Raw genomic sequence first — 14,809 nt, 5'->3', positions numbered from 1 at the left:
CGCGCGAGCCGCCATACGGCGGTTTTTTTGCGTCTTGCAGGAAGCGGTAGGCACAGGGGACATCCCCTTCGCAAATGAAATACGGCATACCGTTGTTTTTATGTGCGGTATGCCGTATATTCTGGGTTCATCGCAACCTGGAACCGCTCCCCATCCATGCTCTTCCTCCGCTCCTCCGTGAACTATGCCTTGGTCGGCGAGCGCGATGGCTGCGCGGGCCGGGAGCCTGCGCCACGCCTGTGGCGCAGGACGGACTATCGATCGGGTTATGCCTGTGGCCTGCTCGAACGCGCGCAGCGCATCGCCGGCGCCGAACGCCAAGCGGATTGCGCGCTCGGGCAGCCACCGGAGGACGATCATGCTGACGTCAGCTGAAACCTGGGAAGTCGGCAGCCATCGCTGCGTCGATCGGGGGTTACCCGATGGCCAGCGATTCACTCTCTGCGAGATCTATAGCGGCGCGCTCGACAGCCTGGAGCAGGCAGACGCCGCGCAGCACCTGGTCGCGGCAGCACCCGAGCTGATGCGTGCCCTGCGCCTGATGCTTGCGCAGGGCGCATCGGACAGAGCCCGGGCGATAGCCACCAACGCCCTGAACATGGCCCTGGGAGTGCGTCAATGACCGCACTCCTGACGAACAGCGGCATCGACGTGTGCCCCGGCGAGCTCGATCCCTCGACCGTACGCATCGACGACATCGCGCACGCGCTGTCTCTGCGCTGCAGACTCCTCGGGCACACGAGAATCCACTACTCGGTCGCGCAGCACAGCCTGCTCGTGACCCGCATCCTCGAGGGCATGGGCGCACCCCGGGACGCGATCCTCTGCGGCTTGATGCACGACGCGCACGAGGCCTACGTCGGAAACGTACCGACATCGATCAAGACATTACTCGGCGCCGCTTGGGCGGACGTGGAGCGGCAGGCTGAGGCGGCCGTTCTCGTGGCAACCGGTCTGACCCACGCCATGATGGACTGGCGGGACTTGATCCGCCACGTCGACCGGATCGCACTGGCCACGGAACGGCGCGACCTGATGCGCTTCAATGCCGACTCGAATCGCAGCTGGCCGGCGCTTGCCGGCGTCGAGCCATATCCCCACCCCGCCACGGAAGGCGGATGGTCTCCGCGCTGGTGGGAAGAGCTGTTCCTCGACCGATTCAAGAAACTCGGCGGTGTACAGATCCACCCCGTGCACGCCGCGATGTTCCGGCCCACACGCAGCGGCGTGACGGTTCTCTAACGACATCCGAAGGAGTCGCTCATGAAGCGTTCAATTCTCACTGTTGGCATGCTCCTCGCGGTTGGCCTGGCCGGGTGCGGCAGGCATGGCTCCGCGTCCGCGCCCGGTCCGAGCCCCTACGCTGGACACGACAAGGCGTGGTTCGATGCGCACATCAAGGAGCGCGCAGCTGAGGTCAAGTGGTGCAACGGCAACAGCGGCTACGTCAACCCGCTTCAGCCACCCCAGCGTGCCGACCAGGCCACGACCTGGGATCCGTCTTGCGACGCAGCCTCAGATTCGTGGAATGCCGGGCTGCGCAACGCCAGGACCGGCCCCGGAGCATTCTGAATCGGGCTATTCGCACTCATCAGCTGGACACCGGCGACGGTATGGACCGTCCTCGGGGTCAGCCAGACAAGACCAACAGAAAGAACGTTAAGGAGGCGCTCGCGACGCGCGACGCTGACTGATCTCGGAAGACCGACCTCCATGTACAACGACCTCCTCGAGCTTCCCCAACGCGTGATCGCAACGGCCCGCATCGGCGTGCGCCCCGAATTGCGTGACATCGAGACCGCAAGCCGCCAACTGATCGCCGCGCGTACGGAGCTGCAGCGGCGTGGCCGAAGCGCACTGGACCTGGAACCGGCGCGGGTCGCCATCGCAGTGCTGCGCCTCGGCCACATGCCGCATCGCAATGCCTGCATCGGCGCCGTGGCGGCGCTCGCCGACGTGATGACGGATCCGGAGCCCCTCGACGGGGATGTGTGATGGCTTTGGACGTGGGGCACGTCGCAAACTCTGACGATCCTGGTGCTCGCTGCGGCACCGCCCTCGACACCCCTGCCGCCATGCTCCTGCGCGCGGATCTTGCGGAGCATCGTCGCCTGGCCCGCGGCTTCGGCCTGAACCGGAACTAACCCATGGCTGACAAGATCCTTGTGACTGCCCTCGAGGGCGCCCGCATGCTCTCTATGGGTCGCTCGACATTTTGGCGCGCCGTCAGCGCCGGCATGCTGCCGCAACCCGTGCGGATTGGCGGCGTCACGCGGTGGCGAGTGAGCGATCTGCTTCGCGCTGTCGATCCAGCCAGTCCGCCCACCACTGCATCAGCTCCCGGCGCTGTTCAAGATACTGCGCCCGGTTGTACGCCGCCCGAACCGCATCAGTCTCCCGGTGCGCGAGCTGGCGCTCGATGACGTCGTGCGCGAAGCCTGATTGCTCATTGAGCACCGTGGAGGCCAGCGCCCGGAACCCGTGCGCGGTCATCCGACCCCGATAGCCCAGCCGGTAGAGCGCGAACAGAAAGGTGTTCTCGGACAGCGCATGTCCAGAGCGCAGCGGCGAGTCCAGCACGAGATCGCGATCGCCGGTGAGCAGCCGAAGCTGTTCGAGCACCGCCTGCGCCTGTCGTGACAGCGGCACGACGTGCGGCAAACCCGCCTTCATCCTGTTTTCAGGAACGACCCAGACCGCGTCGTCCTCGCGCAGCTCATCCCAGCGCATGCTGCGCAACTCGCCGACGCGCACGAAGGTCAATGCCAGCAGCTGCAGACCCAGTCGTGTAACCCGCTCGTCATAGCTGGCAATCGCCGCGAGCAAGGCACCTGTCTCGCCGGGCGGGATGCTGGCCATCGGCTTCTTCACCTTGCGCGGCTGGAGAACCCGCACAAGACCGGCGGCACCGTGACTCTCGATGTAACCGACGTCCTGGGCGTAGTCGAACACGGCAGTGATGCGTCCGGCCACGCGATGCGCAGTCTCAATGCGCCCACCCGTCTGGACCGCCTGCACTACCTCGACAAGCGTCGTGCGCCGGATCTGGTCGATCGGCAAGGCTCCAATGACGGGGTAGGCGAAGCGCTCCAGCGTGCCGGCGACCTGGCCCTGATGTTTACCGTTGGAGAGGCCGGGAAGCTTGATCTTGAGCCATTGCTCGGCGACATCCTTGAACGTCGGCACCACCTTCGGCGCCGGCGTGGCGGCCTCTGCCTCGTTCGGAGCGCCCTTGGCCTGCACGTGGGCCACCCTGGCCTGCGCCAGACTCATGACCGGGTAGCGGCCATAGGTCCGTGTGCGCTGCTTGCCATCCTGCGCATAATTCGCCCGCCAGCTCTTCAATCCGGTCGGCGCCACGAAGAGATACAGCCCGCCGCCGTCGGTGAGCTTATAGGGCCGCTCCTGCGGCCTGGCCGCCTCAACAGCCTTCACGGTGAGACCCATGGTATCGCCCCTCTCGATGCCATGAACGATACCACATTTGGAGGCTGGCTGGCGTGGTACCGCCGAGGACGCAAAGGGACGGCGAGGGGCGCGTTCCCCTATGAAAAAGCCCCGTCGCAGAGACTGCGCGGGGCTTCCGGGGATCGCTTTGGATCAATTCTGGCGGAAAGGGAGGGATTCGAACCCTCGGTAGGCTTGCGCCTACGCCTGATTTCGAGTCAGGTACATTCGACCACTCTGCCACCTTTCCTGGGTTTTGAGTTGTGGTGATCGGGAAAACTGAAAATTATATCAGGCACCCGGCAGCAGGCTGGCTTGTCCACCCAGGTACGGGCGTAGGGCTTCGGGGATGTCGATGCCACCATCGGCGCGCTGGTGGTTTTCGAGCATGGCCACAAGGGTGCGGCCTACTGCCAAGCCCGAGCCGTTGAGGGTGTGCACCAATTCCGTCTTGCCGTTGTCGGCGCGGTAGCGCGCCTGCATGCGGCGCGCTTGGAACGCCTCCATGTTGGAACAGGACGAGATCTCGCGATAGGTGTTCTGCGCCGGCAGCCAGACTTCGATGTCGTGCGTGCGCGCACTGCCGAATCCCATGTCGCCGGTGCAGAGCACGATGGTTCGATAGGGCAGTTGCAGTCGTTGCAAGATGCTCTCGGCATGGGCGGTGAGCTTGTCGAGCGCCGCGGCCGATTCTTCGGGGCGGGTGATCCAGACCAGTTCGACTTTGTCGAACTGGTGTTGGCGGATGAGGCCACGCACATCCCGGCCTCCCGAACCCGCTTCCGAGCGAAAGCAAGGCGTGTGGGCCACGTAGCGCAGCGGCAGTTGCGATGCTTCGACAATCTGGTCTCGCACCAGATTGGTCAACGGGACTTCGGCCGTGGGAATGAGATAGTGGCTCTCGCCGTCGCCATGTTTGACGGGGAAGAGGTCTTCCTCGAACTTGGGAAGCTGCCCGGTACCGCGCAGCGCCTGGGCCGAAACGATGTAGGGCACATAGGCCTCGGTGTAGCCATGTTCGGTGGTGTGCACGTCGAGCATGAACTGGGCCAGTGCGCGGTGCAGCCGCGCAACCTGTCCGCGCAGGACGGCAAAGCGCGAGCCGGAAATCCGCGCGGCGGATTCGAAGTCGAGACCCAGCAGGGCACCGACGTCGACGTGGTCACGAATCGGGAAGTCAAAGTCGCGCGGCGTGCCCCATCGGCGCAGCTCGACGTTCTGGGCCTCGTCGGTGCCGACGGGCACCTCGGGCGCGGGCAGATTCGGCACGGCCATGAGGAGATCGAGAAGCTCTGCCTGAAGCGCGTCGAGGCGGCTTGCATCGGTCTCCAGTGTGAGCTTGATCTGGCCGACCTCCTCCATGATGGCGGTCACATCCTCACCTTTGGCCTTGGCCTGCCCGATCTGCTTGGAGAGTTGATTGCGCCTGGCCTGCAGATCTTCGGTACGCTTTTGCAGCGTCTTGCGCTCGGATTCGAGGGCTTCGAAGCGGGCGACGTCAAGGTAAGTCTGGGGCTTGACCCGAGTTTCAAGCCGTGCGACGACGTTGGGCAGGTCTTTGCGCAATAGAGTGATGTCGAGCATGATGTCTGGGGGTTCTCAAGTGGGGAGGCCGCCGCGTCCGGGCAGCCGGGCAAGCGGGGATCAGGTCTCGGCTCTGACCAGAAGTCCGCGCGGCAGGGGAAACTGCACCGACTCGGTCACGCCATCGAGTTGGCGCACGGCCACCGCGCCGAAACTCTTCAGTCTGGCGATCACCTGTTCGACCAGGGCTTCAGGGGCCGATGCACCGGCGGTCAGGCCGATCTGGCTGGCGCCCTGCAGCCATTCCGCCCGCACGTCTTCGGCGCTGTCGACCATATAGGCGGGCTTGCCCATGCGCTGCGCAACCTCGCGCAGCCGGTTGGAATTTGAACTGGTCGGGCTGCCGACCACGATGACGACATCGACCTGCGAGGTGAGCAGCTTGACGGCGTCCTGACGGTTCTGGGTGGCGTAGCAGATGTCTTGCTTTTTCGGCTCACGCACCTGCGGAAACCGGGCGCGCAGGGCCGCAACGATGTCGACGGCGTCGTCCACCGAAAGCGTGGTCTGGGTGACATAGGCCAGAGGCGCGTCGGGCGCAATGGCCAGTCGGGCGACGTCTTGGACGGTCTGCACCAGATGGATGCCGTCGGCCTGCCCCATCGTGCCCTCGACTTCGGGATGCCCGGCATGGCCGATCATCACGATCTCCAGACCTTCGCGGCGCATCTTGGCCACTTCGACGTGCACCTTGGTCACCAGCGGGCAGGTCGCATCGAACACCTGCAGGCCCAGCGCCTGCGCCTGGTCACGCACCGCCTGTGAGACCCCGTGCGCCGAAAACACCACCGTGCCGCCCCGGGGAACATCCTCCAGATCCTCCACGAAGACCGCGCCCTTGGCCTTCAGGTCGTTGACGACATAAGTGTTGTGCACGATTTCATGGCGCACATAGATGGGTGCGCCAAACCGCGTCAAGGCGTGTTCGACGATGTCGATGGCCCGGTCCACGCCGGCGCAGAAACCGCGCGGATTGGCCAGCAAGACTTCTGGAGAGGCGGCTGAATCGGTCTGTTGCGACATAGGTGAGTTTTGCGGCCTCAAAGCACGGCCAGAATCTGAACCTCGAAGGTCGTGGGACAATCGGCCAGGGGATGGTTGAAATCGAGCAGGATCGCATCGCCCTCGACATCGATTTCGCGCACCAGTGCGCTCAGCAGGCCGACTTCACCATCGGCCTGGATGGGCAGGCGAAGACGCATCACGTCGCCAACCTGCGGCTCAGGGCCGGGATACTCCCGCGCTCGCTCCACGCCCTCGCGCGAAACCCAGCGCAACAGGCCCGGGATGCGAGCCCCGAAGGCCGCGCCTGCGGGCAGGTCGAAGGTGCGGTGGGCATCTTCGTCGAGCCCGACGAGCAATGCTTCGAGCGCCGGGCTGAGCTGCCCCTGGCCGAGTGTCAGGGTTGCCGGCGTGCCGCCGAAGGTGTTGACCGCATCGACGCCGCCGGGGTCGCTCAGACGGTAATGCAGGGTGAGATAGGAATCGGGTTGAACGCAAGGCACGATGATGGGCGGGCAGGCAAAATAGTGCACTGACGCAGCGTAAACATCCATTCTAGGTGGAACCCCCATGGCCACGCGCATCGCCGATCTCCCCGCTGACGCCCGCCCCCGCGAAAAATTGCTGGCGCGTGGCCCGCACGCCCTGGCCGACGCTGAACTGGTTGCCATCGTGCTGCGCACCGGGGTACGCGGACAAAGTGCGATCGACCTTGCCGCCGCCCTGCTCGACCGCTTTGGCGGCCTGCACGGTCTGCTCAACGCCCCGGCCGATGATCTGCGCAAGGTGAAGGGTCTGGGTGCCGCCAAGTTTGCCGAAATCGCCGCCGTGCTGGAACTGGCCCGGCGTACCTTGAGCGAGCAGATGACCCAGCAACCGCTGCTCGACTCACCCGCCGCCGTGCGCGACTATCTGCGGCTGTGGCTGGGCGCTCAGCCCATGGAGATTTTTGCCGCGCTGTTTCTCGACGCTCAGCACCAACTGATCGCCGCTGAGGAACTCTCCCGCGGCACGCTGGCCTACACCAGCGTCTATCCGCGCGAAGTCGTGAAGGCCGCACTGCGCAGAAACGCGGGCGCGCTCATCCTGGCGCACAACCATCCCAGCGGTGTGGCCGAGCCGTCCGCCGCAGACCGCACGCTGACTCAAGCGCTGCAATCCGCGCTGGCCCTGGTCGATGTGAGGGTGCTCGACCATCTGGTGGTCACCCGCCACAGTGTGGTGTCGTTTGCCGAAAGGGGGCTGCTGTGAAGTCGTCCCGTCCTGTAGCGGACCCGCAATGCCTCGAAATGTTGAAAGACTTGCGCAAACGGCTGCGCGAGCCGCAGGCGCCACACAAACAAGCCCAGGCCGCCACCTCGACCGCCGTTGCGCCGCAAGCCGAAGCCGTGCCCACGTCCGCCGATCGCGCGCTGTTTCGCTCGGCGGCTGCCGGGGTGCGGCCCTTGGCGCAATCGCCTCACGCCGTACCGCCTGGATTGCTGCCGCGCCCGCCTCGCGCCATTCCCCGCCAATCACTGCGGGACGAACAAGCCGTGCTGACCGAAGCCATGTCGGACGAGCTCGACCTGGATCATCTGCTGGAAACCGACGACACCCTGTCATGGCGGCGGGCAGGCGTCGGCTCGGACACCTTGCGCAAGCTGCGGCGCGGTCACTGGACCATTCAGAGCGAAATCGACCTGCATGGCCTCAGACGAGACGAGGCTCGCGAGGCGCTTGGGCAGTTCCTTCGATCTGCCTTGCAGCGCGAATGGCGCTGCGTGCGGGTGATTCACGGCAAGGGTTTGAGTTCTCCGCTGCGTGAGCCGGTGCTCAAACACAAGGTCAGGAGCTGGCTGATGCAGCGCGATGAGGTCATGGCCTATGTGCAGGCCCGCCCCAGCGATGGCGGCGCCGGGGCGCTGGTGCTGCTGCTGCGCTCGGCACGCCGCACCGAGCACGGCTGACAGTTACTGCTGAGCCATGCCCTCAGGACTTCAGTGCATCAGGCATGCACCACGTTGCCCGCGGGCATGTTGCCTGATTCGGCCTTGTTGCGCATCCAGTCTGCGGTACCGGCGAAGGCCTCGTGCAGTTGGCAGCGCAACACGGGGTCTTGCACCACTTCGTTGAGGGTCTGCACCATGCATTCCATCCAGTCGTCGCGCTCCTTGGTGCCGATGGCATACGGAAAATGCCGCATGCGCAAGCGAGGGTGGCCATACTTGGGCGAATACAGATCGGGCCCGCCCAGCCAGCCGCTGAGGAAAAGGTAGAGCTTCTCCCGAGTGTGCTCCGAAGTCGTGGGATGCATGGCACGCAGCTCGGTGTACTTGGGCTCCAGTTCCATCAGGTCGTAGAAGTGATCGACCAACTGGCGCACGCCCTCCTCGCCCCCAAGACGTTGATAGGGCGTATCGACCCGCGTTTCTGGTGTGGTGGATTCGGGCATGATGGCAATGGTTTCTGACATGAGAACGGGACCTCGATCGGTCGGATCAACAAAAACAGCCGCGATTATGGGAGAAGCTCCCCCCTGGCGCTTGTCTCAAATCAATCTGGGAGCCTGTCGTGCTTGGGGCGCGGAGAGAGAAAAAGGGGCATGCGGATGCCATGTGGCGGCGGATTTGCAGCCCGCAAGCCTGCGCTATGGGGCAAAAAGCCGCAGCTGCAGGGCTTTGCTGTGCCCTTTTGCAGCCCGCGATCCTCAAGTCCGACAGGCTCCCTGAATCAGTTCAACGCCCTTAGGCTCTGCCCTGGCGCTGTGCGCAAGACACCGCGCAGACTCCACCAGCCGGCCAGCATCGCCAGCAGCGCGGCCGCCAGCATGGCAGCAGGCCACAACAGCCAGGGCGGCTGCCAGGGGAACCGAAACACCCAGTGCGCCAGCGCCGCGCTGATGCCCGCAGCTCCTGCAGCGCCTAGCAGTCCCGCCAGCGCACCGACCCACACCATTTCGATCAGGGCCATGCGCCGCAGTAAGCGCGAGGAAGCCCCGAGCGCACGCCATACGGCCATTTCGCGTACCCGTTCCTGGCGCGACAACGCCAGCGAGGCCGCAAGCACGGCAAGTCCTGCGGCCAAGGCGAACAGAAAGAGGAACTGCACCGCGGTGATGACCTGCTCGATCAGATGGCGTAAATGCGCCAGCAAGCTGCCCACATCGACCACGGTGAGGTTGGGAAACTGCCGCACCAGTTCATCATCCATGCGCTGCGCATCGCCGGGAGCGCGGTAGGCAGCGAGGTAAGTCACCGGCTGATCCTTGAGCATGGACGGCGGCAAGAGCACGAAAAAATTGGCGTGCATCGAACTCCAATCCACATGCCGCACGCTGGTGATGGGCGCGGTCACCCGCTGACCGGCAATATCGAACGTCAGACTGTCCCCCAGCTTGAACCCCAGAGTCTTGGCGATGCCCTGCTCCACCGACAGGCCCTTGGCGTGAGGTCCGGCAGTGGCGAGCCAGTTGCCGGCAACCAGGGTGTTGGCCTTGGGAAGCACGGTACTGGCCGAGAGGTTGAACTCGCGATCAATCAGTTCTCGCGCGCGCGTGTCGTCGTAATCCCGGCCGAACACTGGCCGCCCATTGATGGCGACCAGGCGACCCCGCAACATCGGATACCAGTCCTCCCGCGTCACACCATCATGTCGCAAAGCCGCCAGAAACCCCGCGGCCTGCTCCGGCTGGATGTTGATGACGAACCGATCGGGCGCATTCGGCGGAATCGAGGCCCGCCACGCATCGATCAGACTGGTGCGCATCAACACCAGCAACATCAGCGCGAGCAGGCCAAGGCTCAGGGCAGTGATCTGGACCACCGCGCCCCAAGGCCTCGTCGACAGTTGCCGCGCCGCCATGTGCACCAACCCTCCCGCCGTCTGAGCCGAGGCGCCACGACCGCGAATCCAGCGCTTCAGCCCCTGCAACATCAGCCACGCCATCAGCGCGAAAAAGCTGGTCAGCCCGATGAAGCCCCCGGCAGCAATGGCGCCCAGACGCAGATCACCGGCCTGCAGCCACAACAACACGCCAAACGCCGCAACGCCCACCAGGACGGTGATAACCGGCGCCGACTGCAGACGTCCCAAGTGCCGGCGCAGCACCGCAATGGGCGCCACCCGCGCCAGCTGCAACACCGAGGGAAGCCCGAATGCCAACAACAGCACCATGCCTGTCGCCGCAGCAAACAGCGCCGGAGCCCAGCCCGGGGCGGGCAACTCCCGCACCTGCGCCGAGATCAACCCGTGCAGCAGCCCGATCATCGCCGCCTGCGCCAGAAGGCCCAGCAGCACGCCGATGATGACGGCGAAAGCACCGAGCCAGAGAAACTCGCCCGCATGACGGCGCAACAACACGCTCTGACGCATGCCGAGCGCCTTGAGCACCGCGCACGATTGCAGACGCCGCCGGGCGAAGTCCCGCGCCGACTGCGCGACCGCCACGGCAGCCATCAGCGCCGTGATGAGCGCCACCAGATGCAGAAAATCGGAAGCGCGCTTGAGCGTCTGCTCCTGAGCCGGGCCACTGTCGGCCACGGTCTCCACCCGCATGCCGCGAGCCTTTGTCGCCCGGATCTGCGACTCAGCCCAATCCGCGTAAGCCGCCACCATCCGAGCAGGCCCCGACACCGCAAGTCGGTAGGTCACCCGACTTGCCGGCTGGATGAGCCCGGTAGATGGCAAGTCGGCCTTGTTCATCATCACGCGCGGTGCGAAGTTGATGAAACCCGAGCCTGTATCAGGCTCCCGCACCAGCACGGCCGCAATGCGAAAACGGGCATTACCCAGCTGCAACAGATCGCCCACCTTGAGCCTCAGCGCGCCCAGCACGCTGGCATTCACCCACACCGTCCCCGCCGCTGGCGGCCCGGATCGGGACGACTCCTGTCCCTGCATCCCCGAGCGCAGCGCCACCTGCGAAATCAGCGGGTAATGCGCGCCGACCGCCTTCACCGACACCAGACGCGTGTGATCGCCCTTCACGTCCAAAGCCATGCTGGGAAAAACCGCCGTCTGCATGTGCCGCAGCCCCTGCGCTTCGGCCTGTTGCAAGTAGATCGGATCGAGCGGATGGTCACTCACGACCACGACATCGCCCCCGATCAACTGCGCCGCATCTCGCACCAAAGCCCCTTGCAGCCGCTGCGCAACGAAGCCCACAGCCGACAAGGCTGCAACCGCCAAAACAAGCGAGAGCAACAAAAGACGCAGTTCGCCGCTGCGCCAATCACGCCAAAGCTGCCGCAAAGAATCCATCGGAAAAAGTCGAGTGAAGCGAAAACCGTTCTCGCATTGTCACCGTCGGCGAGCGCCTGCGCAGATGGATGGCTTTGGCCAGCCCCTCTGGAGGCTGAAGCATCGTGTTAGAGACGGCGGGTAGATCAGTCCTGCCATACCACCGGGCTTGCGGTTCCGCATCCGGCGGTTCATGTTGACCACTGGTAGCGCAGGAGGGTGTCCATCAGCTACACCAACTGCCGGTGCTAGTGTCGATGTCGCGCTTGCTGATGTACTGAGGTGGCGGAGCCAGAGGGACACTTCGCTGGCGTCGACCAATGCCGACATCGACTTCGCCGCGGCGAGGAGAATCGTCATCGCCGTCTCAGCGGACGCCAGCATCACCCTCGCTGGCGCCATCAACGCAAAGTTTCCAAGGCAGATCACCGTGCCTGCCGGTGCCAAAAGCTTCTCGGGGCCGACGAGCTTGAGCCGCGAATCGGCACGCCTGGCAGGCTGCGTAGCCAAGCATTCTGGGGTCAGGCCGCAGCGTCCTCCGCTTCTTTTTTCTTCGGCCTTGGATCGGGCGGGGTGATGTCGAGCTTGATTTTGTCTTTCTCGGCGGTCTCGTCGATGTCCACCGACACGCGCCCACCATCGACCAGGCGGCCGAACAGCAGTTCGTCGGCCAGGGCTCGCCGCAGGGTGTCCTGGATGAGGCGCTGCATGGGGCGGGCGCCCATGAGGGGGTCGAAACCGGCCTTGGCCAGGTGCTTGCGCAGGGCGTCGGAGAAGGTGATGTCCACTTTCTTTTCGGCCAGCTGGGCTTCGAGCTGGAGCAGGAATTTGTCGACCACGCGCAGGATGATGGCCTCGTCCAGTGGCTTGAAGCTGATGGTCGCGTCGAGCCGGTTGCGGAACTCCGGGGTGAACAGGCGCTTGATGTCGGCCATTTCATCGCCCTGCTCGCGCTTGGTGGTGAAGCCTATGGTCGATTTCTGCATGGCCTCCGCGCCGGCATTCGTGGTCATGATCAGAATGATGTTGCGGAAATCGGCCTTGCGCCCGTTGTTGTCGGTGAGGGTGCCGTTGTCCATGACCTGCAGCAGCACGTTGAACACGTCGGGGTGAGCCTTCTCGATCTCGTCGAGCAGCAGCACGGCATGGGGCTTCTTGGTCACGGCCTCGGTCAGCAGGCCGCCCTGGTCGAAGCCCACATAGCCGGGCGGCGCGCCGATGAGGCGCGACACGGTGTGGCGCTCCATGTACTCCGACATGTCGAAGCGGATAAGTTCGACGCCCAGGGTAAAGGCTAGTTGCTTGGCCACTTCGGTCTTGCCGACACCCGTGGGGCCGCTGAACAGGAAGGCGCCGATGGGCTTGTCGGGCTTGCCCAGACCGGAGCGGGCCATCTTGATGGCGGCGGCCAGCGCGTCGATGGCGGCTTCTTGCCCGAAGACCACGTTCTTCAGGTCGCGGTCGAGGTTTTTGAGCTTGGAGCGGTCGTCGGTGGTGACGCTGTGCACCGGCACGCGAGCGATCTTGGAGATGATTTCCTCGATCTCGATCTTGCCGATGGTTTTTTTCTGCTTGCTCTTGGGCAGGATGCGCTGCGCCGCACCGGCCTCGTCGATCACGTCGATGGCCTTGTCGGGCAGGTGGCGGTCGTTGATGTACTTGGCCGAAAGCTCGGCTGCGGCCGACAGCGCACCCGGCGAATACTTCACGCCGTGATGCTCCTCGAACCGCGACTTGAGGCCGCGCAGGATTTCCACGGTCTGCTGCACGCTGGGCTCGACCACGTCGATTTTCTGGAAACGGCGCGAGAGCGCGGCGTCTTTCTCGAAAATGCCGCGATATTCGGTAAAGGTCGTGGCGCCGATGCAGCGCAACTGGCCCGACGACAGCGCGGGCTTGAGCAGATTGCTGGCATCGAGCGTGCCCCCCGACGCCGAACCGGCGCCAATGAGCGTGTGAATCTCGTCGATGAACAGCACGGCGTGCGGCTTGTCCTTGAGCTGCTTGAGCACAGCCTTGAGGCGCTGCTCGAAGTCGCCGCGATACTTGGTGCCCGCCAGCAGCGCGCCCATGTCGAGCGAATAGACCACGGCATCTTCAAGAATGGCCGGCACTTGGCCTTCGGTGATGCGCCAGGCCAGGCCCTCGGCAATGGCCGTCTTGCCCACGCCGGCTTCGCCCACCAGCAGCGGGTTGTTCTTGCGGCGGCGACACAGTACCTGAATGACGCGCTCGACTTCATGCTCGCGGCCGATGAGCGGATCGATCTTGCCCTGCTGCGCCAACGCGTTGAGGTTGAGGGTGAACTGATCGAGTGGCGACTCCTTGCCCTCTTTCTCATCACCGCCCTCCTCGCTTGCGGCGGAGGCCGACTTGGCCGGTTCGACAGGCTCGGACTTGCGGATGCCGTGCGAGAGGAAATTCACCACATCGAGCCGAGTGACGCCCTGCTGGTGCAGGTAATAGACGGCGTGGGAGTCTTTCTCGCTGAAAATGGCCACCAGCACATTGGCGCCCGTCACCTCTTTCTTGCCGTTGGAGGTGGACTGCACATGCATGATGGCGCGCTGGATCACCCGCTGGAAACCCAGCGTCGGCTGAGTGTCGACATCGTCGGTGCCCGGGACGATGGGGGTGTTTTCCTTGATGAAGGCCGTCAGGCTCTTGCGCAGGTCGTCCAGATTGGCCGAACACGCGCGCAGCACCTCGGCAGCTGAGGGATTGTCGAGCAGGGCCAGCAGCAGATGCTCGACGGTGATGAATTCGTGGCGCTGCTGGCGCGCCTCGACAAAAGCCATATGCAGGCTGACTTCCAGTTCTTGCGCAATCATCACGAGCCTCCTAGATGGCTTCCATCACACACTGCAAAGGGTGACCGGCCTGACGGGCCGCTCCGATCACCTGTTCCACCTTGGTGGCCGCGATATCGCGGGTGTAAACCCCGCATACGCCGCGACCATCCTGATGCACTTTTAACATGATTTGCGTCGCCGTTTCGCGGTCTTTATTGAAATAGTGCTGAATGACGACAACCACGAATTCCATCGGCGTGAAGTTGTCATTCAGAAGGATGACCTGATACATCGCCGGCGGCTTGAGCCGCAGCGTCTGACGCTCCACGACGACGGCGCCACCGTCGGCGGGATGGGGAGATTGGGGTGCTGCCATAGTGCATTCGATTGTAGGGAGCGACGTCCATCACCGTCGGCTGCCGATTGATTTCCTCCCCAGCCTCTGCAGGGGTGTTTCGAAGTTACGACATTCGAGTACGGACACGCTCGTCACCTGCGGCGTTTTTGCTCGAAATCAAGAGTTTCCGCAAAGCTTCTCCGGCGTCGTCAGCCTTCGAAGGCAGAGCGGCAAAGCTTGACCGAGGGGTCTGGCGGGCTTGGGTAGCGAAAGTTCTGCAATGCAGCTGAGGATGCCATGTGGCGGATCGGCTGCGGCAGGTCACCCCAAGGCTGTTTGCAGCCCGTGATCCTCGGGTCCGACGGACATCCTGGTGTCATGTCAATGTCGCGCTGTGCGAGGTCAAGTATTCTCCAGCCGTACCCCC

The 14,809-nt window shown here is 64.3% G+C and carries 16 protein-coding genes and 1 tRNA gene; 8 read left to right on the top strand and 9 right to left on the bottom strand.

Annotation, left to right across the window (positions count from 1 at the left end):
* Positions 1-156 precede the first annotated feature (156 nt).
* From ASC45_RS06640 to ASC45_RS06620, 5 genes are all read left to right on the top strand, one after another.
* On the top strand, positions 157-375 hold the full coding sequence (locus ASC45_RS06640) for a hypothetical protein (protein ID WP_055450260.1): 219 nt from the start codon (positions 157-159) through the stop codon (positions 373-375).
* The gene (locus ASC45_RS06635; protein ID WP_055450259.1) at positions 359-622 is read left to right on the top strand and encodes a hypothetical protein; all 264 of its coding nucleotides are present in this window, start codon (positions 359-361) and stop codon (positions 620-622) included. The genes ASC45_RS06640 and ASC45_RS06635 overlap by 17 nt, the downstream gene beginning before the upstream one ends.
* Positions 619-1,242 carry a hypothetical protein gene (locus tag ASC45_RS06630; RefSeq protein ID WP_055450258.1) on the top strand — a complete coding sequence of 208 codons (624 nt, stop codon included), beginning with the start codon at positions 619-621 and terminating at the stop codon, positions 1,240-1,242. The genes ASC45_RS06635 and ASC45_RS06630 overlap by 4 nt, the downstream gene beginning before the upstream one ends.
* A gap of 21 nt (positions 1,243-1,263) precedes the next feature.
* Positions 1,264-1,572, top strand: coding sequence for a hypothetical protein (locus tag ASC45_RS06625; protein WP_055450257.1), 309 nt, complete (start codon positions 1,264-1,266; stop codon positions 1,570-1,572).
* A gap of 141 nt (positions 1,573-1,713) precedes the next feature.
* Positions 1,714-1,995, top strand: coding sequence for a hypothetical protein (locus ASC45_RS06620; protein ID WP_055450256.1), 282 nt, complete (start codon positions 1,714-1,716; stop codon positions 1,993-1,995).
* 273 nt (positions 1,996-2,268) lie between these two features.
* On the opposite strand, the gene ASC45_RS06615 is transcribed toward ASC45_RS06620, so the two are convergent.
* The 5 genes from ASC45_RS06615 to ASC45_RS06595 all read right to left on the bottom strand — a co-directional run bounded on the left by ASC45_RS06615 (position 2,269) and on the right by ASC45_RS06595 (position 6,566).
* On the bottom strand, positions 2,269-3,447 hold the full coding sequence (locus ASC45_RS06615) for a tyrosine-type recombinase/integrase (protein ID WP_055450255.1): 1,179 nt from the start codon (positions 3,445-3,447) through the stop codon (positions 2,269-2,271).
* Positions 3,448-3,607: 160 nt separating this feature from the next.
* A tRNA-Ser gene (locus ASC45_RS06610) sits at positions 3,608-3,697 on the bottom strand.
* Between the two features lie 41 nt (positions 3,698-3,738).
* Positions 3,739-5,031, bottom strand: coding sequence for a serine--tRNA ligase (gene serS, locus ASC45_RS06605; protein ID WP_055450254.1), 1,293 nt, complete (start codon positions 5,029-5,031; stop codon positions 3,739-3,741).
* Between the two features lie 60 nt (positions 5,032-5,091).
* Positions 5,092-6,054: a 4-hydroxy-3-methylbut-2-enyl diphosphate reductase gene (ispH, locus tag ASC45_RS06600; protein ID WP_055450253.1), complete on the bottom strand. Its 963-nt coding sequence runs from the start codon at positions 6,052-6,054 to the stop codon at positions 5,092-5,094.
* Between the two features lie 17 nt (positions 6,055-6,071).
* Entirely contained in the window at positions 6,072-6,566 is a 495-nt protein-coding gene (locus tag ASC45_RS06595) for an FKBP-type peptidyl-prolyl cis-trans isomerase (RefSeq protein ID WP_245609976.1), read from the bottom strand.
* Positions 6,567-6,603: 37 nt separating this feature from the next.
* Here ASC45_RS06595 and radC point away from each other — a divergent pair, with 37 nt between their 5' ends.
* Positions 6,604-7,284 carry a RadC family protein gene (gene radC, locus ASC45_RS06590; RefSeq protein ID WP_055450251.1) on the top strand — a complete coding sequence of 227 codons (681 nt, stop codon included), beginning with the start codon at positions 6,604-6,606 and terminating at the stop codon, positions 7,282-7,284.
* A gap of 38 nt (positions 7,285-7,322) precedes the next feature.
* A complete protein-coding gene (locus ASC45_RS06585) occupies positions 7,323-7,982 on the top strand; it encodes a Smr/MutS family protein (RefSeq protein ID WP_055450250.1) in 660 nt (219 codons plus the stop codon).
* A 38-nt stretch (positions 7,983-8,020) separates the two neighbouring features.
* Here ASC45_RS06585 and ASC45_RS06580 read toward each other — a convergent pair whose 3' ends face one another.
* Positions 8,021-8,488, bottom strand: coding sequence for a group II truncated hemoglobin (locus tag ASC45_RS06580; protein ID WP_055450249.1), 468 nt, complete (start codon positions 8,486-8,488; stop codon positions 8,021-8,023).
* 257 nt (positions 8,489-8,745) lie between these two features.
* Positions 8,746-11,274 carry an ABC transporter permease gene (locus tag ASC45_RS06575; RefSeq protein ID WP_055450248.1) on the bottom strand — a complete coding sequence of 843 codons (2,529 nt, stop codon included), beginning with the start codon at positions 11,272-11,274 and terminating at the stop codon, positions 8,746-8,748.
* 172 nt (positions 11,275-11,446) lie between these two features.
* On the opposite strand from ASC45_RS06575, the gene ASC45_RS16220 reads away from it, so the two are divergent.
* On the top strand, positions 11,447-11,830 hold the full coding sequence (locus tag ASC45_RS16220) for a DUF2345 domain-containing protein (RefSeq protein WP_141655742.1): 384 nt from the start codon (positions 11,447-11,449) through the stop codon (positions 11,828-11,830).
* Here ASC45_RS16220 and clpA read toward each other — a convergent pair.
* Entirely contained in the window at positions 11,775-14,084 is a 2,310-nt protein-coding gene (gene clpA / locus ASC45_RS06570; RefSeq protein ID WP_055450247.1) for an ATP-dependent Clp protease ATP-binding subunit ClpA, read from the bottom strand. The two genes, ASC45_RS16220 and clpA, sit on opposite strands and share 56 nt — an antisense overlap.
* 10 nt (positions 14,085-14,094) lie before the next feature.
* Positions 14,095-14,421 carry an ATP-dependent Clp protease adapter ClpS gene (clpS, locus tag ASC45_RS06565; RefSeq protein WP_055450246.1) on the bottom strand — a complete coding sequence of 109 codons (327 nt, stop codon included), beginning with the start codon at positions 14,419-14,421 and terminating at the stop codon, positions 14,095-14,097.
* Positions 14,422-14,809 lie beyond the last annotated feature (388 nt).

Origin of the sequence: Thiomonas bhubaneswarensis, from assembly GCF_001418255.1 — a bacterium.
Lineage (GTDB): Bacteria > Pseudomonadota > Gammaproteobacteria > Burkholderiales > Burkholderiaceae_C > Thiomonas > Thiomonas bhubaneswarensis.
Note: the sequence above shows the minus strand (reverse complement) of the source record. Positions and strands in the feature narration are given on the sequence as shown.

Coding starts and splice junctions, on each gene's coding strand:
- ASC45_RS06625 (WP_055450257.1), top strand. CDS start 1,264: ATGAAGCGTTCAATTCTCACTGTTGGCATGCTCCTCGCGGTTGGCCTG.
- ASC45_RS06635 (WP_055450259.1), top strand. CDS start 359: ATGCTGACGTCAGCTGAAACCTGGGAAGTCGGCAGCCATCGCTGCGTC.
- ASC45_RS06640 (WP_055450260.1), top strand. CDS start 157: ATGCTCTTCCTCCGCTCCTCCGTGAACTATGCCTTGGTCGGCGAGCGC.
- ASC45_RS06580 (WP_055450249.1), bottom strand. CDS start 8,488: ATGTCAGAAACCATTGCCATCATGCCCGAATCCACCACACCAGAAACG.
- ASC45_RS16220 (WP_141655742.1), top strand. CDS start 11,447: ATGTTGACCACTGGTAGCGCAGGAGGGTGTCCATCAGCTACACCAACT.
- ASC45_RS06585 (WP_055450250.1), top strand. CDS start 7,323: ATGTTGAAAGACTTGCGCAAACGGCTGCGCGAGCCGCAGGCGCCACAC.
- ASC45_RS06615 (WP_055450255.1), bottom strand. CDS start 3,447: ATGGGTCTCACCGTGAAGGCTGTTGAGGCGGCCAGGCCGCAGGAGCGG.
- ASC45_RS06575 (WP_055450248.1), bottom strand. CDS start 11,274: ATGGATTCTTTGCGGCAGCTTTGGCGTGATTGGCGCAGCGGCGAACTG.
- ASC45_RS06630 (WP_055450258.1), top strand. CDS start 619: ATGACCGCACTCCTGACGAACAGCGGCATCGACGTGTGCCCCGGCGAG.
- radC (WP_055450251.1), top strand. CDS start 6,604: ATGGCCACGCGCATCGCCGATCTCCCCGCTGACGCCCGCCCCCGCGAA.
- serS (WP_055450254.1), bottom strand. CDS start 5,031: ATGCTCGACATCACTCTATTGCGCAAAGACCTGCCCAACGTCGTCGCA.
- ispH (WP_055450253.1), bottom strand. CDS start 6,054: ATGTCGCAACAGACCGATTCAGCCGCCTCTCCAGAAGTCTTGCTGGCC.
- clpA (WP_055450247.1), bottom strand. CDS start 14,084: ATGATTGCGCAAGAACTGGAAGTCAGCCTGCATATGGCTTTTGTCGAG.
- clpS (WP_055450246.1), bottom strand. CDS start 14,421: ATGGCAGCACCCCAATCTCCCCATCCCGCCGACGGTGGCGCCGTCGTC.
- ASC45_RS06620 (WP_055450256.1), top strand. CDS start 1,714: ATGTACAACGACCTCCTCGAGCTTCCCCAACGCGTGATCGCAACGGCC.